This window comes from Clostridium sp. Marseille-Q5894 (assembly GCF_946902305.1).
Lineage (GTDB): Bacteria > Bacillota_I > Bacilli_A > Erysipelotrichales > Coprobacillaceae > Thomasclavelia.
In genome coordinates this window covers 249,891-273,770 of record NZ_CAMPPT010000001.1, presented here as the reverse complement: position 1 = coordinate 273,770, position 23,880 = coordinate 249,891, and the positions used below count along the sequence as shown (strand labels likewise).

The following is a 23,880-nucleotide window of genomic DNA, read 5'->3' as shown; positions in this document are numbered from 1 at the left end:
CAAAATAAAATTCAAGTATTTGACATCAAACATCTACGCTACCCCTTTCACCCCAAACACCGCTTTGACATTCTTAATAGTTTCTTCAGTTAATTCAACATCTTTGAATATCTTCATACGCTTTGACCAGTTTAAAAAATCTTCGTAATCTTTTAAATGTATAGTCCCGTGCATTCCATTCTTAGCTATATAGTTAACTGGGATTCGCTCTTTACTTTTACTTTCTTTTACAGTTTTTGTGTTCTTGTTCCTTATATTTTCATCTTCATAGACCAGTACATCATCAAACAGATAAATAAGCTCTGCCAGCGCATTATCACGAAGTTTATATACCTGCCAGATAGGTTCAAACTCAACATCGTGTACTGAATCATAATAACCATAACGTATTTCATTAAATGTAGCGTTATAGAAATAGTGAAGAATAATTACATTTTTTTGTTTTTCATTTTTCAGCATATTTACAGCTTCAAGCGTTCTGCATATATAATTTTCGTTACTATTTGACTTGCATACACTTTTAATAAACTTATAGTCACCGCTTTCTAAACTGCCATTGGACATTCTTATTACAGAGGCAGAAAATGATGAAATATTTGCTTCGACTGAATAGGCATGATCGAGCATCAACTCACTTACTCTGTTCAAAACAGCTTTAACATTTTCAATAGATAATTTTATATTTACTTTTCTTCTGCAGTTATCAGATTTGTCATTATTCAGCATCGACCATTACTCCTCTCCAGTAAACTCTAATCATTATGTCGGCTATTCTACCGATATAATATGATTTTTATATGTTAATGCCCTTATAATCTCATTTTTACCAATTGAGACATTTCATCTTTTCCGTTTTTTAAAGCGTCCTGTACAGTATATTTATCCCATTCTGCTCCAGCAAACATCCGATTTTAAGCCTTGAAATTCTTCTTGTTTAGAATATGAAATTCATCATATTCTTCGCGCGTTGCTTTTCTGGATACTTTATATGCACGCTGTAAATTTGTTCTTGGAAGAAACAGGTTCATATTAACCTTTTCAAATTTTATATCAATTTTCTGTTCTAAATCCTTGAAACCTGAGAGATATGTTTTTACTACATCTGATAATCCTTCACTGTTTCTTATTTTTGTATACTTGTCTGCTCCCTCAAAATTGTAAAAAATCGTAACATCATCATAATTATTAGCTATTGCATATTTAATCCCTTTCAAAACCCCTATCAGATATCCTCCAACCTGATAGCTCTTTATTTGCCATGATTCTTCTGTAAAACCGCTTATAATATCAATTGGTTTGTATTCTTCTACCATAATTACTCCATATCCGCATTTTTTGTTCAGTTCATCAAAACTTGATGCAACATAGCATTGCAGTTTTTTCATTTAAGCCACCCCTTTTTCTTTCAGATTTAGATATGTATTTATTAAGTTGTTGTCCCAGTATCCAGTATTTGAAGGTTTCTCCATATAATGATGCTGATCAGTTGCCCTGATACAGAAAACACATTCAAAACAGTTACAGCATCCAGTGCAGCAGCTGCAGTCTATGCAGTCAGTGCAGTTTTTACAGTTTCGGCAGTCAAGGCAATTGATGCAGTTCCTGCAGTTTATAAGAGTTCTTGAATACTCAAGAGCCTCCTCATAACTATAGCGGTTCTTACTCCACTTATTGTTGTTGAAATCTTTCCAGTATTTATCAGTTTCAACTAAAGATTTAACCGAATCAGCTTCATGCTCCGTATATTGATCAGCTGTAAAATCATCATCACTATATACTTCATCAGCCCACCACTGCGTTAGGAGTGACTCTATATACTCCTCTATTAAAGAAATATTGTCTTTTAAACATGTAACAGACTGTTTTGTTCCGAGATAGATCGAACTGCCACTCACCGGGTCGGTCCATCTGGTTAGATATAACAGACTGTTAATACGATGAATCATCTTATGAAAGGCTTTATCAATATCCGAGGTGTTCCAGTACCTGCCTTCCTGTAATGCAGTCTGCATAGAATTAATACGGGAATTTAGCCTGATTATCAGCTGATTTTTTATATGAATCTTTTCTTTATTTTTAAAACCTGATTTTTTTATTGTTATCCGTGAAAAATACTTTATTTTTTTATTCCAGAAATCCCGGTCTAACAGCATAGCTGCATACTCGGCATTTTTTAAAAGACGTTTATGAAATCGGGTAAAAGAAGTATATTTAAATATTTCTTGCTCTGTTTGGGAAACAAAGAAAGTTTCTTTTACAGGAGAGCCGTTGGCATCTTTTTTCATATCACCTTTCTTATGAACAAGTACTGCATCCGGATCATCTTTCTTACACAGCCTTTTTGTCTTACTGCTGTAAATATAATCCTTTTCATAGGTAACAGTCATTAACCGTTGTCTTTTGAAATACTTTCTGGTAAAACACAGTACACTAATATAGCTACCTTTACCTTTTGAAATAAATTTGTAGCAGTACAGGAAACTGTTAAGCTTGTAAAGCGGATTTACTGCACACATGAATTTTTTGATAAAATCATGCTTAAGTGCATCAGTCATAGTAACTGGAATCATAACCTCCATCAGATGGGCATAAATATTAGAGTAAACCTTTTTGTTCTTCTTTCTGCCATAAGTATAAGAATGCCTGTCCTTATAATCACATTGATGCGCTATCACTGTCTTATAGTCCGAACGGTTGCTGAAGATGTCATGACCGGTATTAAGCCAGATATTGATATCATCTCTGGAACCGCATGTAGCGTAAGATACATAAGTGTTATTGGTAATCATCTATTCTTCGTCCTCCTAAATAGACATTAAAGCTCTGCTTTAATGTTTTTTTTATTTCAGACCGTATTTTCAGTACTGAAATCATTGAAATAGTCTATTAATCTTGCTATAATCATTTTGTATTAATTAAATACATTTTTTTACAAAACACGGTTGTAGTACACGGTGTAGTACATGGTGCAGTAGACAGTGCAGTGTGCAGTGTGGAGCATGGATCGAGGATCGAGCGGTGATTGAGCGGTTTTGAATTTCGATACAATCCGGGTATTCGTGTTTTTGCTTAAACTTAAATTAATAGCCCTTGTCGCCAAACAGAGTTATTATTAATTTAAGTTTTTTTCTTTTTCATATTATTTTTTTGTTCGTAAAGGATAACACTGTCAAGAACCTCTCCTGGAGATTTATCTAAGACAATTCCCATTTTTATATAAAACTGAATTGACGGCTGATAATCACCTCTCATAGCATTAGAAATCATCCTTTTCTTTTTATCAAACATCTTTTCAATGTCGCTGGGCTGCATTTCATTTTCTTTTAACAGATCCCGTATCCACGGAATAAGATTGACTTTCATCAATTCAAACAAACGCTCTGCTCTAAGGTTATTTTCTTCCACTGTATCGCTTTTTTTAGTATCGACAATCATTTTATCTCACCTCCTTGAAATATCGTTTAAAAACGAAAAAAAGTGGGTAAGCTATCGAACGATAACTTACCCACTTGAGTAAATTTTATAAATAATGGTGCGGGTGACAGGAATCGAACCTGCACGCCGAAGGCGCTAGATCCTAAGTCTAGTGCGTCTGCCAGTTCCGCCACACCCGCATATAAAATGGTGCCGGCTAAAGGACTTGAACCCTCAACCTACTGATTACAAGTCAGTTGCTCTACCAATTGAGCTAAGCCGGCTTATAATATTAATGGTGGAGGTTAACGGGCTCGAACCGCTGACCCTCTGCTTGTAAGGCAGATGCTCTCCCAACTGAGCTAAACCTCCAAAATGGTGACCTGTACGGGATTCGAACCCGTGAATGCATGCGTGAAAGGCATGTGAGTTAACCGTTTCTCCAACAGGCCATGGCGCTTGAAGTAGGACTCGAACCTACGACCGATCGGTTAACAGCCGATTGCTCTACCAACTGAGCTATTCAAGCAACTTGGTGCCCTAATATAATATCATTTATGTAAATTATATGCAATACTTTTTTTACATTTTTTTATTTTTTTCTGTGCTAGGTATTATAAAATGAAACTGCTTTAAAGAATTGTACAGATTGACAAGTCAATCTATACAATTTTCTTAACTACTTTTAATATATTTTTCATATAAGTCTTCTTCATGATCACCATCTATTGAAATACTTTCCATTTTCATTTCTACTCGACTATTATTACTACTACGAACATACTTTAAAACTATTCCTGTTTCTTTGTCCACCAATAAAGATACGGTTCCTCCTTCAACATACAAATCATTTTTTATTTTACCTTCTACAAAAAACACCTCTCTTTTCAAAAAATTATTTTTTTCTTTAATATTAAAATTTTCTAAACTAACCCCTAATTGTCTCAACGCTATATCCTCAGGCAACAAATACGGTGCTACATCACCATATAAATCATTAGCAACTCGTGATATATTGATATCATTAAATCGCTCTTCTAAAGACCATTTTGCAAACTTGAATAAATTATCATCTTTATCTATTTCTTCAATACTGATTTCTTTTTTATTAATTAATTCTTCAAAACTAAAATTATCCAGGTCCTCTCTGTTACCAGTAAAAAAATACATATTCTTACTATCTCTAAACATTACCTGTTCACTATATCCACTTGAAGATATTTGATAAACAAAAGATCGATATTCTGGTATATTAATTTGAAACTCATATTTTATTTGTGTTTGATTATCTAAATATGATGAAGTAACACACATTTTTCCACTTACCAAATTATAATAATCAACACTATTAATCATCAGCTTCAACAAATCATATTTACCTTGTTGATCATCTTCAAAATCAATTACATTTTTACTAACTTTTCTTTGTGCATTAAGCTCAGTTATATCAATCTTAGATATCGAAACCATATTTTCAGTATCTTGTTTAACACACCCTACAAGCATTATCATCCCAATCATTATACTTAACCATTTGTTTTTCATAATTTAAATATCCTTTTTTATTTTATTAAAGCATTATTCAAATTAAAATTATGTAGAAAAGTATATACTCATAATATAAAAAAATCCTATTTTAAAAGGCTCGAAAATTTATACCTTCGAACCTTTTATCTTAAAATTTATTCCAAATTATCTTTATTAGATTTACTTTTTCTCTTATAAAAATAGAAAGCACCTGCTCCAACGATCACTATTGCTATAACACCAACAATTAATCCCGTATTACTAGAAGGTTCTGATGTTTCTGAAACAATTTCAACACCATCTGATAACTTTTCATAATCTTTTAAACCAATCGTCACTACACCATCTTTAACTTCTCCAAATGTAGAACTTTTAATTTTTCCAGGCATAGAAATTTTAATGCTAAATTCCACTCCCATTTCTTCTAATTTATCAGTAGAATATCCTAACTGCTCAAATTCGTTAGTATTTATAGTTTTATCTAAATCTGAACCTTTTAATTTTAAAGTATATTGATTTTCTTCAACTGTTAAATCTTCCAATATTTTTTCAGAAACTTCTTTTGGTGCTGTTGCATTAAATCCTAAATACTTTTTTCCATCAATCGTCTCACTAGCATCTTTAATTTCCCAATTTTTAAAATTTCCTTCTTCTTGTAATTGACTTTTAATATTATCCTGACTCATCTGATATGTATCTAGTATTTCTTTATCAAAAAGAACAGCCATAATAATATCAGCATCATCCCTATCAGTAATATTGATTTGACAACGAACTTTAACACATCCCGTTAACGCTAAAGCAATGACAAATATCATCAATAATTTGAGTGATTTTTTCATTTTTTCCCTCCATTCATAACTAAATTATAACAGTATTCTATATTTATAGCAAATTATTTAAAAAATCGCTTTACAACATTCTAAAAATATGCTATTTTTATATGGCACTGCTAAATACGACCCGCTAGCTCAGCCGGTAGAGCATCTGACTTTTAATCAGAGGGTCAGGCGTTCGAATCGCCTGCGGGTCACCATTCAACAAATTGAGATGAATTATAATTCATCTTTTTATATATAAAAAAACTAATTTTATCTTTGTAAAATATACTTTGACCATATAAAAACTACCTAATCAGGTAGTTTTTATCATTTAACTGGTGCCGGCAACTGGATTTGAACCAGCAACCTATCCATTACGAGTGGATTGCTCTACCGTTAGAGCTATACCGGCATCTGTAAATATTATAGCATTATTCTCTAAAATAATAAATAATTATTTTCTTAAACAATTTCTATTTGGTAATCATTAAATTGATGATATAATAAATCATTGGAGGGAAAGAACATGTATATAAAAGATGATGAGATAAATAGAATATTTAATGAAAAAAACTGGAAAACTGCTCATAACTACTACAAAGACAATGTGATTACTAACATGTCTGTTTTAAAGCAAGGTAATGAATATCATATTGATGGTACTGTAGAAATATATGGTCGCGTCAGTACTAGTCATATTATCGTTGATACAAGTGGAAAAATCGTTACTTTTGAGTGCAGCTGTCATAATTGCCACCCAAACGAATTAGCCTGTGGTCATATTGGAGTATTATTACTAAAGTTTTACAGTCTAGAAATGTCAGATATCCCATTCCAATTTAATCAAAAAATTGATTATCGTGCAAAATTCGAAGAATTTGAACGCATTCGTGAAGAAAAAATGATTCAAACAAAAATTGAAGAATCAAAAAAACTTATTGAAAAATATGTAGATAAAAAAGAAATAAGCATAACCAACGATGCTTTAATAGAACTTTTTCCAAATATAAATTATTCATTTAATCGAATTTTAATCAATTACCGTATCGGAAACACTAAAACTTACTTAATTAAAAACTTAAAAGAATTTATAAATAATTACCGCTATCATAAAATCTTTACATATGGCAGTAAATTAATTACTGATCATAATCGTAAATCATTTAGTCAAGAAGCTTTAAAACAAATAGATTTTATTAAAGATAATAGTGAATTTATTGACGAGATCGAACGCTATCGTTCAATTGATATTAATAAATATAATATAGATGATTTCTTTGAAACATATTTAACAAATTTAAACATAAATATATTATTTACAACTATCGATTTAAAAAATCTTACTATTAATATCGAAGACAAGGAAGATTATTTTGAAATCTCACTTGTTCCTTTAGAAGGGCAATTAATTCTTGGAAATCAATATATTTATTATTTAAAAGATAATATTTTAAATCGTTATAGTTTAGAAATGTCACAAATAACTAAAAATCTCTTATCTAAGCTGGATAAAGAAAATTTAATTGTATCTAAGGAAGATTTTGGATACTTTGGAAAATATATTATCGATCAGATATTACCATATATTTCTATTACAGGAGCAAATATCGATGACTATATGCCAAGCGTAATTACTTTATTAGCGTATATTGATTTAAATAATTTTGGCGATCTAACTATCAATTTAGAATATCGTGATGAAAATGGAAATATTTTATTTGACGGTAAATATATCGACAGTTATGAAACCAAACTTCCATTAAATGTTGATAAAGCTTTAGTGTTGATTGAAAATTATGCAAATTATGATGAATTAACTAAAATGTATCTAATCACAAATAATGATGAAGATGTTTATTATTTTATAAAAAATATTCTCCCTAAATTAAATCAATACTGTGAAGTATTCGTAAGCGAAGATATCAAAAATATCAACAAACCTAAAAATATCTCTTTGAATATAGGTATTCGATTGAAAAACGATTTACTAGAAATAGACTTAAACAGTATTAATGTTTCAAAAGATGAAATCCAAGAAATTCTTCATTCTATTCAAAGAAAAAAATCATATCACCGCCTAAAAAATGGTGATTTCATAAATCTAGAAGATAAAAGCTTAAGCGAAGCATATAGCCTAATCCAAGACTTAAATCTTAATGAAAATAATATTCAGGATGGCTCTATCTTAATCGATAAATCTAAAGCACTGTTCTTAAACCAATTATCCTTAGATCGAGATTCCATTAACTTTGAACGAAGTACACAGTTCAAAGAATTAATCGATAAATTGACTCATTGTAATAATAACAACTATCTTATCCCCCAATCGTATCAAAACATCCTAAGGGAATATCAATGCGAAGGCTATAAATGGATAAGAACTATGAGCGATTACGGATTTGGCGGAATCTTGGCTGATGATATGGGATTAGGTAAAACGCTTCAAATGATCACTGTTTTAGAAAACACTAGAACAAATGATAAAGTTAGTATTGTCATTACTCCTGCCACATTAATTCTAAATTGGCAAGATGAAATCAAAAAATTTTCTAATGATCTAAAAGTTTTATGCATTACTGGAACTTTACCTATACGTAAAAAATTAATCGAACAAATCAATGATTACGATGTTATAATTACTTCTTACGATTATTTAAGAAGAGATTATAATTTATATAAAGATCATTACTTTGAATATATTATTCTAGATGAAGCACAATACATTAAAAATCAAGCAACAAAAAACGCTAAAGCCGTTAAAGAACTAAACGGTATACATCGTTTTGCACTAACTGGTACACCAATTGAAAATTCTTTGGCTGAACTATGGTCAATATTTGATTTCTTAATGCCCAACTATTTATTTAGTTATAATTATTTTAAAGAACATTTTGAACGACCAATTATTCAAAATGAAGACAAAGAAATCCAACTGCGTTTAAAAAAGATGGTTGAACCATTTATTCTCAGAAGAACTAAACAAGATGTATTAGATGAATTACCAGACAAAATTGAAAACAATATCAAAATCGCTTTTTCTAAAGAAGAAGAAAACTTATATATCGCTAATCTAAGTCAAATAAACAGCAAATTAAAAACCGCCTTAGATATTGAACACGTTGATAAAATTCAAATTTTATCAATGATGACACGATTACGACAATTATGTTGTGAACCTAGAATATTGTATAAAGAAATCCAAGAACCTAGTTCTAAAATGAAAGCATGCCTGGATATCATCAAAAAAGCTAAAGAGAATAATCAAAAAGTTCTATTATTTTCTTCTTTTACAACTTCATTAGATTTAATTGAAAAAGAACTTCGTAACGAAGATATTTCTTATTATGTTTTAACAGGAGCAACAAATAAGATCAAACGACATCAATTAGTTAACGCCTTCCAAAACGATAACACTAATGTATTTTTGATTTCTTTAAAAGCCGGCGGTACAGGTCTAAATCTTACCGCAGCCTCTATCGTTATCCACTATGACCCATGGTGGAACATGTCGGCTCAAAATCAGGCGACTGATCGCGCTTATCGCATTGGTCAAACAAATAATGTTCAAGTATATAAATTAATTATGAAAAATAGTATTGAAGAAAAAATTCAAAAACTTCAAGAACAAAAACAAGATTTATCTAATATCTTTATCGAAAACAATAACGGCAGTATCACTAAAATGTCTACAAATGATATTATTGCGTTATTTTCAACTGATTAACACAAAAGAAGCAACATTATATGCTGCTTCTTTTTTATATTCAATTAAAACTGTTTCAATTTCAAATCTCCGCTCTTTATCAAAGCACATTTCTTTAACATTTTATAACTAGTCCAAGAAATAAAAGCTGGTGCAATTATATCAATAACAATAACCGGAATCCAATAACTACTTCCCATTACATTAATCGCTTCTAATATTCCAACTAACCCAGCCATTCCCATTCCAGAACCAACTGGTGTGCATGAGATATTTAATACACAAGTCGATATCGGAGCAATAATGATACTAGCAATAATTGGTGGAATCCAAATAATTGGTTTTTGAACAATATTTTTAAACTGCAGCATACTCGTTCCAATCGCAATTGCAATCACTTCTCCAATATCATTATCCTCTATTGACATCATCGCAAAACCAATCATTTGAGCACAACATCCTGCCAAAGCAGCACCAGCCGCCAAACCATTTAATCCCAGCATCACCCCAATTGCCGCACTAGAAATCGGTGCCGTTAAAGCCATTCCCATCAAAACTGCAACTACAATTGACATTAAAATTGGCTGCATATTTACACCTTGGTTAATCAAATCACCAATTCCTAAAATCAATTTCGTTAAATATGGTCCAACAATAATTGTAATTATCCCGGCTACAATAATCGCAGTAAAAGGTACCAGTAAAATATCTATCGGTGTTTTTCCTTGAACAAAACGAGTTATTTCGATTGCACCAATTACCGCAACATACGCCGCTATAGGATTACCTGTCGTCGCTGCACTGCCATTAAAAGTTCCTGCACCAATACTTCCTGCAATAATAGCCGCAATCAGATTTAATCCTTTAGCGTCCACCGCACAACCAATTCCTACACCAATTGCCGGTCCCATCAGATACGTTGCTGTTTGCCCCCATGCAGTTAGCTCATTAATTTGCGTAAAGCTTCCTAACTGTTTTAAAATCGTTCCAATTATCAAACTGCAAAAAAAGCCATATGCCATTCCATTAAGCGTTTTAATAAAATAATTTTCTTTTTTCATTCTACTCTCCTACTACTACAATATTTTTGACCCAACGCTCTTTTTTCAAAAAATATATCGCAATTATTAATTTAATAAAATCTAAACTTTCCACGATCATATACAAAGTAACTAATGGTAGCTCCGTAAACATTGATAACAACGTTGAAACCAATACATTTACCAGCCATAAAAAACCACTATCCATGATCATTGTGCTTAAAGCATCACCACCAGCCCTCAATATAAAGAAGATACACACATTAAAAGCATATACATTAATTATTATCGACTTTATTCTAAGCAAGGCTACGATCGTTTCCTTTATCGAAACATCTACATTATATAAATTCGGTACAAAAGGTGCTGCCAAAAAACAGCAGGTTCCAACTACCAAAGAAACCATTAGTGAAAAACACAATAATTTTCTAGCATTATCCTTAGCTTCATCGAGTTGATCAGCACCTAATTTATTTCCAATCATAATCGACACAGCTGAAGATAATCCCCCAAAAGCAATAAACATAATATTAGAAACTGTATCTACGACAGATATAGAAGCAACTAAATATTCATCACATCTAATATATGATTTAAAAACCATTGCTTGTCCAACAGAAAATAAAATTTCATTTAAAGTCAACGGAATAGCTTTATGAACAATATTAACAAGCAAATCCGTATTAATATGCAATAATCCATTTAAATCAAATTTAAAGAAATGTCGTTTCTTTATCAACACCATTAAATAAATGGTCATTTCTACTAATCTTGCAATCAATGTTGCAATAGCTGCCCCTTGAATTCCCATTTTAGGCAATCCAAAATGCCCAAAAATCAAACAATAATTTAATAATGTATTTGTAAGTACCGCAACAGTCCCTACTTTTAATTGAATTTTATTGATTCCAACTGCTCTTAACGCCATCATACAAGTAAAAGAGATTCCAAAAGGAACATACGTAAATTTTGCAATCTTAAGATAAGCAACGGCTTCTTCAACAATTACTGGTGTTTGTGAAAAAAGCTGGATCGCAAACTTAGGAACTACAAATAATAATAAAGAAAAAAATATAGCCGCCCCAAGCGAAAAAACCATATTTATATTAAAAACTTCCTGACATTTATTCTTTTTCTTTGCACCATAAAATTGAGCAATATAAATTCCTGCAGCACCACATAACCCAAATAAAATCGAATTCATAATCAAAAAGAAACGATTCGCTACCGTTACAGAAGTTAACGCAATATTACCAACACTACCAATCATAACATTATCAATCAAATTAACAAAAGTAGTAATAAACTGCTGTCCCATTATCGGAAGTGCAATCGTCGTTACTTCTTTATAAAATTGTTTTGTCCCAAAATATTTTTTCAACACTAATCATCACCTCGCTTCTTTTTTATTATTTGTGGGAACGCTCTAATCAAACGCCGATGACGATATTTAAACAATTTCTCCTTTTTCAATAATGTTTTTAATAACAATTGTTGTTTTCGCCATTCAAGACCTTTTTTCTCTAATTTTTCTAAAGTTTTAGCATGTCCTCTTTCTAATTCAGCAATAATTTTTTCTTCCCGCTCTTCTAAAATCTGTTTTACAAGATCCAGCTTCTTCTCTATATCTAAAGCAATGTGCGTAGATATGATCGTATCAAAGATAAAGCCGATCGTTAAAATACCGCTAATAATAAATAATATATTTTCATTAACTTTTAACAACTCTTTAGTAAAAAAAGGCTGAATATAATTTATCGCCACAACACTAAATAAACCAAAACAAAGAAATCCCTCTAAACAAACTCGTCCATTTATATTAAATGCCTTTTGACTATAATCCCACCAGCGTCGATGAAATAACTTTTCCATAACAAATGAAGTAAGATATTCCAGTAAACAAGCAACGACACCACTACTTAAAAATAAAACATGAATTGGGTAACTAATTTGATGTATATCAAACAAAATAATTACTAACATTGCTCCAAAACCATAAATCGGTATCCATGGGCCATTTAAAAAACCTCTATTATAAGGCACTTCTTTTCTTGCCAGTGGCAAAATAATAGATTCCCAAACCCAACCCATAAAGCTATATATATAAAAAGATACAATCAAAATTATTACATGATTCATCATATTTTTCTCCTTAAAATAATTAAAAAGCCTGCCTAAGCAGACTAAATATTCAAATTGGTGGAGCCTAGCGGGATCGAACCGCTGACCCCCTGCGTGCAAGGCAGGTGCTCTCCCAGCTGAGCTAAGGCCCCAATTAACTATAAATATATATGGTGGGCCTGAATGGATTTGAACCATCGACCTCACCCTTATCAGGGGTGCGCTCTAACCAACTGAGCTACAGGCCCATATATTATTGCAATTAATTAATGGTGGGCCTGAATGGATTTGAACCATCGACCTCACCCTTATCAGGGGTGCGCTCTAACCAACTGAGCTACAGGCCCATCAATCGACTGCCAAGATATAATAACACACATATTTTTAATCGTCAATAGTTTAATTATATTTTTTGACAAAAATATAAACTGTGTATTGTAAAATGAAACTGGAATTAAGGTAATGTAATGATTGGCTAGCCAATCATTACATTTCGCCGCCAACTCCCTCTAGTCTCAATTTTTAATTTTTTACATGAAAAATGTTCATAGAAGTCGTATTATTTTAGTCGACCAAAACCTAATAAAGGAGACTCTCTATGAACACTTATACTATATCACAAAAATCTAAAAATAAACACCTTCAGTTTTTTCATTATGAATTTATTGTTAATGAACTTATTCGTTTTAACGCTCTGCATTCTGGTCATAAGCGTAATATCGGTAAAACTCAATTCATTCATTATTTGGCTGTTTCTGTTGGTACTTCTGTCTCTAATGTCTATTCTATCATTAAGGATGCCACTATCACTGTTAGAGATACCTATCTTAATGAACGTACTGAACTTTCTGCTTTGGCTGCCTTTGAAAAAAGATCTAAGATCCATAAGACCCCTAACAATTCTAAACTTCATAAGGCTCATGATTTTATCACTCTCGTTGAAAATGAAATGAAATCAAATAGACTTTCCTCTGTTGATGAGACTATCAATTATCTTCGCCTTCATGAAAAAGATAAAATTAAAAATATGGTAACTGTTTCTACTAAGACTTTCTATAATTACATACACGAAGGAAAAGTTTCGATAAAACCAATTGATCTGCCTAGAATGCTAAGAAGAAAGACGAAAAAGAACTGGAAAACTTATATCCCTAAAAGACAGAAGGGAACTTCTATCATGGAAAGACCTGAAAGCGTTGATACAAGAGAGGAATTTGGTCACTGGGAAGGTGATCTTGTCACTGGTCCAAGAGATGGACAAAATGGTGCCTATTTGACCCTGATTGAAAGAAAAACAAGATTCTATTATATGATTCCTATTACATCAAAATCTTCTAAAAAAGTTTATATGCAGATCAATAAGCTTCATAAATTTTATAGTGACGATTTTAAGAAAATATTCAGATCCATTACATTCGATAATGGAAATGAATTTGCCAGATGGAAGGATATGGAAAAGAAACCAGGATCAAAAGAACAGCGTACAAAGATTTATTTTGGGAGACCATATCATTCATGTGATAGGGCATCAAATGAAAACTGCAATGGACTTATAAGATATTTTATAAAGAAAGGAACTGATATTAATACAATAGATAAAGAAAAAACATTAGATATTAATCAAAAAATCAATCAAAAGAAAAGGAAGATACTTGGTTATCTTCCTGCAGAACAGCTATTTGTCAAAGAAACTGGCGGGAGTGTAAAATAAAGTGTGTAAGTAAGTAATATGTGTTATATTACTGCTACACACTTTTCTTATTATCAAAATTAAAAATATGGAGGTTAATGAAATATGGCAAGAATAAAAAGAGATCCAAAAACAGTAGCTTTGGCTCAACAAATTATTGATACTTATAATCCACAATCAGCACAGGATATGGATGAAGCTTTAAAAGATATTTTTGGACCATTATTTGAATCAATGCTTCAGGGAGAAATGAACAACCATCTTGGTTATGCATCTAACAGTAAAGAAGAAAAAAAGACATTAAACAGAAGAAATGGTTATTCTCCTAAAAAAATAAAAACATCAAGAGGAGAATTAGATATTAATATACCTAGAGACAGGGAGGCATCTTTTGAACCGCAAATTATTCCTAAGAGAACGAGAGATGTTTCGGACATTGAAAATAAAGTCATCTCAATGTATGCAAAAGGAATGTCTCAAAGAGATATATCAACCACAATTGAAGATATCTATGGATTTTCGGTTTCTCATGAAATGATTTCCGATATAACCGATGCTATCATTCCTGAACTGGAAAACTGGCAAAACCGACCACTATCTCAATGTTATGCATTCTTGTTTGTTGACTGTTTATATGTGACAGTAAGAAATGATTATGAGGTAAAGGAATATGCTGTATATGCTGTTTTAGGCTATGACATCAATGGAAACAAGGAAATACTGGGGTTATGGTTAAACGAGACAGAAAGCAAGCATAAATGGATGCAGATTTTTGATGAAATCAAAGCGAGAGGTGTGGAAGATGTTTTCTTTATATCTATGGATGGTGTTAGTGGACTTGAAGATGGTGCGAAAGCAATATTTCCCAATGTTGTGGTACAAAGATGTATTGTCCACCTTATAAGGAATTCTATTAAATATGTCCCAAGCAAGGATTATAAGCGATTTACACAATCATTGAAAAAAGTTTATGGAGCTCCTAGTTTAAAGGCGGCCAAAAACGCATTTGAAACATTCAAGAATGAGTGGAAACAATATCCGGGAGCAGTTGATGTATGGGAAAGGAACATTCATCATGTAGAACAGCTGTTTGATTATGGATCAGCCATCAGAAAAGTTATGTATACAACCAATGCAATTGAAAGTGTCAATTCAAGTTTTAGAAAGGTCATAAAAAAAGGAGCATTTCCAAATGAGACAGCGGTATTAAAAGTGTTATATTTAAGAGTTCTTGAATTATCGAAAAAATGGTCAGGTGGGCGTGTATCAAATTGGGCAATGGTTATGAATCAATTAATGATGGATGATAGATTTTCAACAAGAATCCAAAAATATTTAGAAAAATAAAATGACCTATATATACTCGATATAAGTCATTTCTATAGTTCTTTGACAATTTAATAAAATTACTTACACAAATTTCTTGACATTCCCGAACTGGCTAAAATTGGTATAACTAAAAATACGATTTTCTATAAAAATTAGAACTTTTTTATCTTATTTCCACTCTCTGCTTGCAATTCGGGCAAAAATATAAACTCTTTTTACTCCTTTATTATCACAACATAAAGTTTTAATACAATTTTGCATATTTTTTATTTTTTTTCATAATTATATTACAGGAGGTAATAATGGTAAAATTTGCTATATACACTTTTTTAGGTTTTATTATGGAATCTATATATGTATCTATTTTAGAACGTAAGATATATTTTTCAGGGTTATTAAAAGGACCTTTCATTCCTATATACGGTTTTGGAGCACTATTGATTTTAAAGACCGTTCCCTATTATCAAAATAATTTCGACACATTTTTTTATTCTCTAATTTGTTGTACTGCATTAGAATATCTGACACATTATTTCTTATCAAAAGATTCAAATATCCAGATCTGGAACTATTCTAAAATTTCTCATAATTATTCTGGTAGAATTTGTATGTTTTATAGTTTGATGTGGGGAATTCTAGGAATAATTCTTGTCAATTATATCGATCCATTCATTAATAGTATTTTAATTCATCTAAACTATAACTTTCTTAACGTTATAGCCCTTATATATGTACTAATTATTATGTATCAATTCTATAATTATAGATATAATAATCATTAATTTCTTAAAGATACTATATGATGTAGTATCTTTAAGATTATTTTTTTATGCTACAACTGCATATATTTTATCAAACAAAAATAGTTAAGATTCCTTAATGGGTTCTTTCTTACTTTAGGGTAAACATTAAAAAAGAGATTTCTTAAATAATTATTAAATATGATCATTTTTTGAAATCTTTTCTTTTTTAATTACCCATTATCGAGTAAGAACCCCTTAATGATCTCAACTATTTTTATATTATCTAAATCTATATCATTTATAAAAAGTATTAATTTAATATTTTTTCATAATCCTCTTCATTAATTGTATCTTCAGGATACTTTTCCCGATATTTTTCTAGACCATCACAAATTTTTACTGCCAGCTTTTGATGATACTTAGAACTTTGAAGCTGCCCTCGTTCATTAGCATTAGATATAAATCCACATTCAATCAGTACTCCTAATGTTTGGGTTGCTCTCAATACCCTAAAACTGGCACCGGATATTCGCTTAGGACTTCCTGTCACTTCCACCATTGCCGCTTGAATTTCACTTGCTAGACGTTTACCTTTTTCACTATTTTTATAATAAAACACTTGCGATCCCCATGCACTTGAAGTTGGTGCTGAGTTTAAATGAATACTTATCAGATAATCACTCTTATATGAATCAATCTTTTTTACACGTAAATACATATCATCCTGCTTAGAATAATTATAATTACGTTTTGTCATATCTTGATCATCTTCTCGTGTCATATACACTTTAGCACCTCGATTTTCCAATTCTTCTTTTAATGCAAATGATATTTTTAAATTCAATTCTGATTCATATATTTTTCCCACACTAGCACCATTATCAAGACCGCCGTGTCCTGGATCTATTACCACCGATACCCCTTCTAACGTTAGTTCTTTACTAACAGCTACTGGACTACTTAAATAAAAACATTTAGTGAATATATATATGACAACAGTTATTGCAATTATTAGATATGTTTTTTTCACAAAATCACCTATCTAAATATATGCTTTAAACCATTAAATAATGCCCAAACCAAACACTAATACAATTTAATTTCAAAAAATATTATTATTAAAAACTTCCATCACTACTTTAATACTTTTTCTACCAACTTATATAAATACTTTGAATACGGTGGATATAATGAGATAAAGTTTCTTTTCAAAAAACGATGATGAATCGTCTGTTTATGACTAAAAGCAATATAACTATCTTTACCATGATACTGTCCCATCCCTGAATAGCGAACACCCCCAAACGGCACCTTAGCTGATACTAAATGACTTATACAGTCATTTATGCAACCACCGCCAAATGATAATCGTTTTGTTAAATATTGAATATATTGTTTATCATTAGAAAAAATATATAGCGCCAAAGGAAACGGATGGCGTTCGATAATTTCTACGATCTCATCACGATCTTTATATGTGATGATTGGTAAAATAGGACCAAAAATTTCTTCATCCATAAAACTACTATCATTTCCACTAACTAAAGTTGGTTCGATCCATAGATCATCACGATCATAATTACCCCCGGTATATATTTTTTCATTATCAAAAAGATTAACTAAACGATCAAAATGTCGCTCATTAACTATTCTAGCATAATCATCTTGACTTAAAAATTTCTCAATTACAGTTTGCCACATTTGAATAAACTCATCTTTTAATTTTTCACTAATTATTAAATAATCAGGAGCAACACAAGTTTGTCCCGCATTCAAAATCTTTCCCCAGGCAACCTTTTCAACAGCATCCTTTAATAAAGCACTATCTTCTATTATAACAGGACTCTTTCCTCCTAATTCTAAAGTAACTGGTATTAATTGTTCACTAGCTACTTTCATTATCTTTTTACCAACTTCAATACTCCCTGTAAAAAAAATATGATCAACCAAACTATGAGTTAACTTAATCGTTATTGATGCATCTCCTAAAATACAACAAATATATTTATCTACAAATATTTCGTCAATAATTCTTTTTACTATTTTAGCTGTGGCAGGAGCGTTTTCTGAGGGCTTAACGATTGCGCAATTTCCAGCAGCAATCGCACCAATCAATGGTTCAATTACGAGTTGAAAAGGATAATTGAAGGGTCCTATAATCAAACTTATCCCTAAAGGTTGATAAGTAACTGTATCATATGAACCAAATAAATAATATGGTGCTGTTTTTCGGTTTGGTTTCATCCACTTTTTTAAATTCTTTTGCATATGTCTAATGCTTTTTAAAACATAACCGATCTCGGTTGAATAAGCTTCAAAAGAGCTTTTCCGTAAATCTTGATATAAAGCCTGCTCAATATCTTTTTGATATTCTTTTATCTTTTGATAAAGTAATGTCAATTGTTGATTTCTGAAACTAAAATCGTATGTTTTTAAAGTTTTAAAATATTCATGCTGTTGGTTAACAATTTGTTCAATATTTTTCATTTTATATAGTTGAATTAAAACAACATAACCTCCTTATATTTAATTTATTAAATAAAAATATATATTTATAATTATAAATAAAATTTAGATGTTTTTCTATAAATAAGATATTTTAATCTCATTATAGCTAATAACTATAACAAAGTGCTATTTTTCTGTATTTTACAATAATTAAAAGACAAGTTATTATATGCAATAACAGGAGGATAAGTACATGTTAAATATAAAATATGACATCGTTGGTTCTTTTTTAAGACCTCAAGAAATTAAAGAAGCACGTGCTCAATATCAAAAAAATGAAATTGATTTAAAACAACTAAGAAAAATAGAAGATCAAGAAATCACAAAACTAGTAGAAAAAGAAGTTGATCATGGATTAAAATACGTAACAGATGGAGAATTTAGACGTCGTTGGTGGCATTTAGACTGGCTAAAAGAATTTGACGGCTTTACAACCAAACACCTCGATAAAGAAAGAAACGGTGTTGTAAACCATATTGAATTAGGTTTGATTGAAGGAAAAATATCTTATGATAAAAATAAATCACATCCTGAAATTGAAGCCTGGGATTTTCTTTATAACTTAGCTCAAAAATACCCTGGTATTGAAGCTAAAAAATGTATCTCTGGTCCTAATATGATTTTAGTTGATCATTTCTTACAATTAGGAATAAAAGATACCCCTTATTATGGCAATGATATCGATGCCATTATCGATGATATCGCTACAGCTTATCAAGATGCTATTTTAGATCTATATGACCATGGCTGTCGCTATTTGCAAATCGATGATACTTCCTGGACATATCTTATTGACGATGATTTTTTAGCAAAAGTTGATAAATTAGGCTATCAAAAAAATGAAATCTTGCAGTGGTTTAAAAAAGTTTCTACAAAAGCTTTAGAAAACAAACCTCAAGATATGGTTATTGCAAGTCATTTTTGCAAAGGGAATTTTAAAGGTTATCCTCTCTTTAAAGGCTTTTATGATTCAGTAGCACCAATCATTTGTCAAATTCCATATGATGGTTTTTTCGTAGAATATGATGATGAGCGTTCTGGTTCTTTTGATCCATGGGCGCAGTTAAAAGGAACAAATACCACTTTTGTAGTTGGTTTGATATCTACTAAAAATCCTGTTTTAGAATCACACGATGAAATCAAGGCAAGATATCTTGAAGCCAAATCAATTGTCGGTGATAATATTGCTCTATCTCCTCAATGTGGTTTTGCCTCTGTAGAAGAAGGAAACTGCATTGATGAAGATACTCAATGGAAAAAAATAGATCTTCTTGTTTCTTGCCAAGACTTTTTATAAAAACACTGATTGAAAAAGATTATCCCGTCAAGGATAATCTTTTTTCGTTAAAACATCTTATTTTCTTTTCTTTTGCACACATATATGATTATTGTACAAACTACCATGAAATATCCATAAATTAATTCTTTTGAAAAATCTCCAGTCTGTGGTGATTTAGATATATTTGTATCATCTAACTTATCTGGTTCAATTGGTTTTTCAGGATTTTCAACAATTTTAATTAAATTCCTGATAGCATTAGCTAATGTATTTACCGCCATATCTACTGTTGCTTGATTAATTGGATCAATTAGAATGTTTTCAGCATTTTCTAATGCCATCTCAAACTCAGATTTTCCTATCTCTTGATATGCGTTCAAATCAATCATTTTAGCATCTTCAATTATTTTTTCAAGCTCACTAAGATCAATAGTAGCAGGATCCACTTTTACATTAACATGAATAGTATCATTATATTCACCACCACTAACTGTAATATCAGCCATACCTGTTTTATGAGCTGTAATCACACCATCTTCTACTGTAACAATATGATCATCACTACTTTGCCATACTAATTTTTCATGAATATAAGTTTCAATATAATCTAGCTGCATATTATATCCAGTAGATACAACATTTTTTGTACCACTACCTTTGATTACAACATGATGATCTTTTAATTCCAAACGCTCACTTTCATATAAGCGAGAATATACAATTCTTCCCGAACTATAAGCATCTACTGTTGTTACATATTCACCATCAATAAATACATCAAATTTCCCATTTAAATATTCTAAATTTCCAATAACCGCAAAACTATCTCCGTAAAAATCAAATTCATAGCCATAGTTTTTAGCATCATCTCCATCAACTGGTGAACACCAGTGATCATCACCATTATAAAACATACTTGGATATCCTTCATCAGTATGCCAAATTCCCTTATAAACAACATTTTCATCGAAATCATTTATAATTGCTGTTTGTTTTAAAATCTCTGTTAATAAGTTTTCAGGTGATACTGTAACCGTTAACTGTTTTGTTTGATCTGGGTATAATTCAATATCACGCTCGTTAATTGAAATATAAGGAACTACTGATCCATTAGCTGCCTGTTTAGATAATTGATCAATAAGCTTTTGTGATGAAGTAATATCATAACTCAATTTATTAATAACATTTTCAACATCAGCACTTAGCCAGCTGTATGTTTCTTTTAAATAGCGAAGTTTTTCAATATCCCTTAAACCTTCTATAAGTTTTTCAAACCTTGGTGTAGATTGAGCCTTATAATTTGCATCTCTTAAATCAGGATAAATCAAGTATAAATCACCAGCTGCAAACAAATCATGTTGAGAAGTGATAAGCGGTTCGGCATTAAAAGAATCAAAAGCCCAGCGTAATAATCCATCTGTACCATCTTTATAACTTTCATAAATAGATGCCACACTCTCTCCAGGATTATTTAACATGGCACTATTTTGGGCTCCACATGTATATATCGTGGTTATTAAACCTTGTTGTGATCTTTGTTTTGTAATTTCTTTTGCCTTATCTTGAGAACCAATCGATATTGAAAGCGATAGATCATCGATCCTGTCAAAAATACTTTCAGTATCATAATTATATACTGCAAGTGAAGTTTTTAATGACTTACCATCTTTATTTTTTACTGATTCAACTAAATCTAATACAGGTGTAACTTCACTAAGAGGACGTTCATCCATTGACATATACGCTAGATCAAACCAGCCTTTTTCATCCATATGTTTAACATAATCTTGTAAAAAGATCGACCACAATTCATTCCAGCGCTGCGAACCAGTATCCGGTCTTTCAAAAATCACCTGATTTGTCGCTTCATCAAAATAAGTAATTCGATTTCCCCAACACGATAATGAAAATGCCTTGATTTGTTTATCAATACCATGTTTCATGCATAATTCGACCCACTTGTCTAAATCAGTATAATCAAAACTAAATGTTCCATCAGCTCTCTTTGTCCATTTTACCATCGAAGGATAAGGATCATGAGTTTGACTATTCCAAGCATCTTCTACTACCGTAACAGTAATAGCATCCCCACCGATTCTTTTATAAAGTTCCAGTTGACTCTCTAATCCCACCTGATATTGATCATCTAAATGAACATAATACAAATCAGTTACATCTGTGCCAAAATACTCACTAGATGATTTACCTGAATAATAACGATTTGAACTGTATGGATACATCCATAATTCAATCTGTGATTGAAATTCTGGTAACACAAGATCCAAGACATCAAGTTGATATATAAATTCTGTTAAAATTTCACCTTGCGATACTAATGATATCGTTGCAGTATATGATCCCGCTTGAACATCTTTTGGTATCGTTATATCCACCCATGCGCTATACATTTGATTTGCCTCTAAATTCCTTTGCGTATCATGAGAGATAATATCAAAGATACGTTGATTAGATGTATGCGCTATTGCCGTATCCATATAAGTTAGATGAATATTCTCTTTACTGATAACATTCCCTTCTTGATCAACTAAATCATCGGCTATTAATGATACAGCCGGATATTCTTTCGCTTTCGTAAAAATATCGATTCGACTCGTTACTTCATCATTTTTCCAAACATCTTTACGCCACGTTTGTAAAGACGCTAAATCTTTATCATAAAGATCGTTAATATATGATAAATATTGTTCTGGATATGCATGTTTATTATTATCACTAATTATCCCTATAATTTCATTTTTGCAAGGTTTCACGGTTACTTCTACCTGCTTAAAAATATCTGTATTTTCCAGCTTTGCTGTAATTTTCGTAACCCCAGCACCAACTGCTGTAATTAAACCATTTTGATCAACAGCAGCAACCGCAGGATCCTCACTTGTCCAAATAACATCAGGTATTTGTGTTGCATAAGATGGAAGAATCGTATAAGTAATTTGTTTTTGCATCCCTTCTTCTAATCTTAATTGTAAATCACTTAACTGGATATCTGTAGCAAAATACTCCATCTCTTCACTTTCAACTACAGCGTAATCAACCGCTGCTTCATAATTATCTCCAGCATTTACATTCTTACTACCATTTAATACCACTCGAATCGTATGTAGACCATTTTCTAATAATGAACTTTGATACAACATTTCTTTATTTGCTCTACCATTACGATAATAATCGATTTCCCCTACTTTTATATCATCAATATAAACATCTGCCATACATCCATCATTAACACGATGACCATATAACGTAACCCTATTCCCTAAAAACTTTAACGAATATGATGGATAATTCTCATTGAAAACCGCTTTAGTTGTCCAATGTTCATCGCCACCTTCAAATAAGCTGGGATAGCCACCCTCATGCACCCAGCCATCACTAAACCAAAACTGATTAACATCTTCACCAACATCAGAATCATTAATAATCATTTCTGAATAGATTTGATTTGCTTTTACTTCAGGGCAGCCCATTAAAACCATAAAAACAGTTAAAACAACTATAAATATTTTTTTAATAACTAACAGATTTTTCTTCATTTTCTCACGCTCCTTTTTTATCAGTTAGCTTTAATATCGGCAACATCTTTCCCTACAAAATCACTTCCCCCGATAATAATTTTATAAGTGATGATTCGACCTCATATATTTATACTTTATCGTAAAAACCATATCTTTTAAATTATAAAATTTA

At 31.2% G+C, this 23,880-nt stretch carries 17 protein-coding genes and 10 tRNA genes; 6 read left to right on the top strand and 21 right to left on the bottom strand.

Annotated elements, in window-relative coordinates; all coding sequences use genetic code 11:
- Positions 1-33: 33 nt before the first annotated feature.
- The 11 genes from OC535_RS01255 to OC535_RS01205 all read right to left on the bottom strand — a co-directional run bounded on the left by OC535_RS01255 (position 34) and on the right by OC535_RS01205 (position 5,783).
- Positions 34-726 carry a hypothetical protein gene (locus OC535_RS01255; protein ID WP_027089448.1) on the bottom strand — a complete coding sequence of 231 codons (693 nt, stop codon included), beginning with the start codon at positions 724-726 and terminating at the stop codon, positions 34-36.
- A gap of 185 nt (positions 727-911) precedes the next feature.
- On the bottom strand, positions 912-1,385 hold the full coding sequence (locus OC535_RS01250) for a ribonuclease H family protein (protein ID WP_027089447.1): 474 nt from the start codon (positions 1,383-1,385) through the stop codon (positions 912-914).
- Entirely contained in the window at positions 1,386-2,789 is a 1,404-nt protein-coding gene (locus tag OC535_RS01245) for a hypothetical protein (protein WP_027089446.1), read from the bottom strand.
- Between the two features lie 328 nt (positions 2,790-3,117).
- Entirely contained in the window at positions 3,118-3,435 is a 318-nt protein-coding gene (locus OC535_RS01240; RefSeq protein WP_027089445.1) for an XRE family transcriptional regulator, read from the bottom strand.
- A gap of 95 nt (positions 3,436-3,530) precedes the next feature.
- A tRNA-Leu gene (locus tag OC535_RS01235) sits at positions 3,531-3,614 on the bottom strand.
- Between the two features lie 8 nt (positions 3,615-3,622).
- A tRNA-Thr gene (locus tag OC535_RS01230) sits at positions 3,623-3,698 on the bottom strand.
- 12 nt (positions 3,699-3,710) lie between these two features.
- Positions 3,711-3,786 (bottom strand) — tRNA-Val (locus OC535_RS01225).
- 4 nt (positions 3,787-3,790) lie between these two features.
- A tRNA-Glu gene (locus OC535_RS01220) sits at positions 3,791-3,866 on the bottom strand.
- 1 nt (position 3,867) lies between these two features.
- Positions 3,868-3,943, bottom strand: a tRNA-Asn gene (locus tag OC535_RS01215).
- Between the two features lie 146 nt (positions 3,944-4,089).
- Entirely contained in the window at positions 4,090-4,959 is an 870-nt protein-coding gene (locus OC535_RS01210) for a hypothetical protein (RefSeq protein ID WP_027089444.1), read from the bottom strand.
- A gap of 137 nt (positions 4,960-5,096) precedes the next feature.
- Positions 5,097-5,783: a hypothetical protein gene (locus tag OC535_RS01205; RefSeq protein ID WP_027089443.1), complete on the bottom strand. Its 687-nt coding sequence runs from the start codon at positions 5,781-5,783 to the stop codon at positions 5,097-5,099.
- Positions 5,784-5,901: 118 nt separating this feature from the next.
- Here OC535_RS01205 and OC535_RS01200 point away from each other — a divergent pair.
- A tRNA-Lys gene (locus tag OC535_RS01200) sits at positions 5,902-5,977 on the top strand.
- A gap of 121 nt (positions 5,978-6,098) precedes the next feature.
- Here OC535_RS01200 and OC535_RS01195 read toward each other — a convergent pair.
- Positions 6,099-6,174, bottom strand: a tRNA-Thr gene (locus tag OC535_RS01195).
- A 114-nt stretch (positions 6,175-6,288) separates the two neighbouring features.
- Here OC535_RS01195 and OC535_RS01190 point away from each other — a divergent pair.
- Entirely contained in the window at positions 6,289-9,486 is a 3,198-nt protein-coding gene (locus OC535_RS01190) for a DEAD/DEAH box helicase (RefSeq protein ID WP_498822987.1), read from the top strand.
- A 44-nt stretch (positions 9,487-9,530) separates the two neighbouring features.
- Here the strand turns inward: OC535_RS01190 and OC535_RS01185 are convergent, their stop codons facing one another.
- The 6 genes from OC535_RS01185 to OC535_RS01160 form a co-directional block, all read right to left on the bottom strand.
- A complete protein-coding gene (locus OC535_RS01185; protein ID WP_227053741.1) occupies positions 9,531-10,526 on the bottom strand; it encodes a PTS sugar transporter subunit IIC in 996 nt (331 codons plus the stop codon).
- A gap of 1 nt (position 10,527) precedes the next feature.
- Positions 10,528-11,889 carry an MATE family efflux transporter gene (locus OC535_RS01180; protein WP_498822986.1) on the bottom strand — a complete coding sequence of 454 codons (1,362 nt, stop codon included), beginning with the start codon at positions 11,887-11,889 and terminating at the stop codon, positions 10,528-10,530.
- Positions 11,889-12,644 (bottom strand): putative ABC transporter permease, encoded by a 756-nt coding sequence (locus tag OC535_RS01175; protein WP_498822985.1) that lies wholly within the window; start codon positions 12,642-12,644, stop codon positions 11,889-11,891. Before OC535_RS01175 ends, OC535_RS01180 begins: the two co-directional genes overlap by 1 nt.
- 58 nt (positions 12,645-12,702) lie before the next feature.
- Positions 12,703-12,778, bottom strand: a tRNA-Ala gene (locus OC535_RS01170).
- A gap of 19 nt (positions 12,779-12,797) precedes the next feature.
- Positions 12,798-12,874 (bottom strand) — tRNA-Ile (locus tag OC535_RS01165).
- A 22-nt stretch (positions 12,875-12,896) separates the two neighbouring features.
- Positions 12,897-12,973, bottom strand: a tRNA-Ile gene (locus tag OC535_RS01160).
- Positions 12,974-13,224: 251 nt separating this feature from the next.
- On the opposite strand from OC535_RS01160, the gene OC535_RS01155 reads away from it, so the two are divergent.
- The 3 genes from OC535_RS01155 to OC535_RS01145 all read left to right on the top strand — a co-directional run bounded on the left by OC535_RS01155 (position 13,225) and on the right by OC535_RS01145 (position 16,427).
- Positions 13,225-14,337, top strand: a complete 1,113-nt coding sequence (locus OC535_RS01155) for an IS30 family transposase (RefSeq protein WP_498822984.1) — start codon at positions 13,225-13,227, stop codon at positions 14,335-14,337.
- 84 nt (positions 14,338-14,421) lie between these two features.
- Entirely contained in the window at positions 14,422-15,663 is a 1,242-nt protein-coding gene (locus OC535_RS01150) for an IS256 family transposase (protein ID WP_498822983.1), read from the top strand.
- Between the two features lie 284 nt (positions 15,664-15,947).
- Complete coding sequence (locus OC535_RS01145; RefSeq protein WP_024721025.1) at positions 15,948-16,427, top strand: putative ABC transporter permease; 480 nt, start codon at positions 15,948-15,950, stop codon at positions 16,425-16,427.
- A gap of 271 nt (positions 16,428-16,698) precedes the next feature.
- On the opposite strand, the gene OC535_RS01140 is transcribed toward OC535_RS01145, so the two are convergent.
- Both OC535_RS01140 and OC535_RS01135 read right to left on the bottom strand, forming a co-directional pair.
- Complete coding sequence (locus OC535_RS01140) at positions 16,699-17,418, bottom strand: N-acetylmuramoyl-L-alanine amidase family protein (RefSeq protein WP_227053649.1); 720 nt, start codon at positions 17,416-17,418, stop codon at positions 16,699-16,701.
- Positions 17,419-17,522: 104 nt separating this feature from the next.
- On the bottom strand, positions 17,523-18,890 hold the full coding sequence (locus OC535_RS01135) for an aldehyde dehydrogenase family protein (RefSeq protein ID WP_498823078.1): 1,368 nt from the start codon (positions 18,888-18,890) through the stop codon (positions 17,523-17,525).
- A 199-nt stretch (positions 18,891-19,089) separates the two neighbouring features.
- On the opposite strand from OC535_RS01135, the gene OC535_RS01130 reads away from it, so the two are divergent.
- Positions 19,090-20,193 carry a 5-methyltetrahydropteroyltriglutamate--homocysteine S-methyltransferase gene (locus OC535_RS01130; protein ID WP_498822982.1) on the top strand — a complete coding sequence of 368 codons (1,104 nt, stop codon included), beginning with the start codon at positions 19,090-19,092 and terminating at the stop codon, positions 20,191-20,193.
- A gap of 47 nt (positions 20,194-20,240) precedes the next feature.
- On the opposite strand, the gene OC535_RS01125 is transcribed toward OC535_RS01130, so the two are convergent.
- Positions 20,241-23,726: a glycoside hydrolase domain-containing protein gene (locus OC535_RS01125; RefSeq protein WP_498822981.1), complete on the bottom strand. Its 3,486-nt coding sequence runs from the start codon at positions 23,724-23,726 to the stop codon at positions 20,241-20,243.
- Positions 23,727-23,880 lie beyond the last annotated feature (154 nt).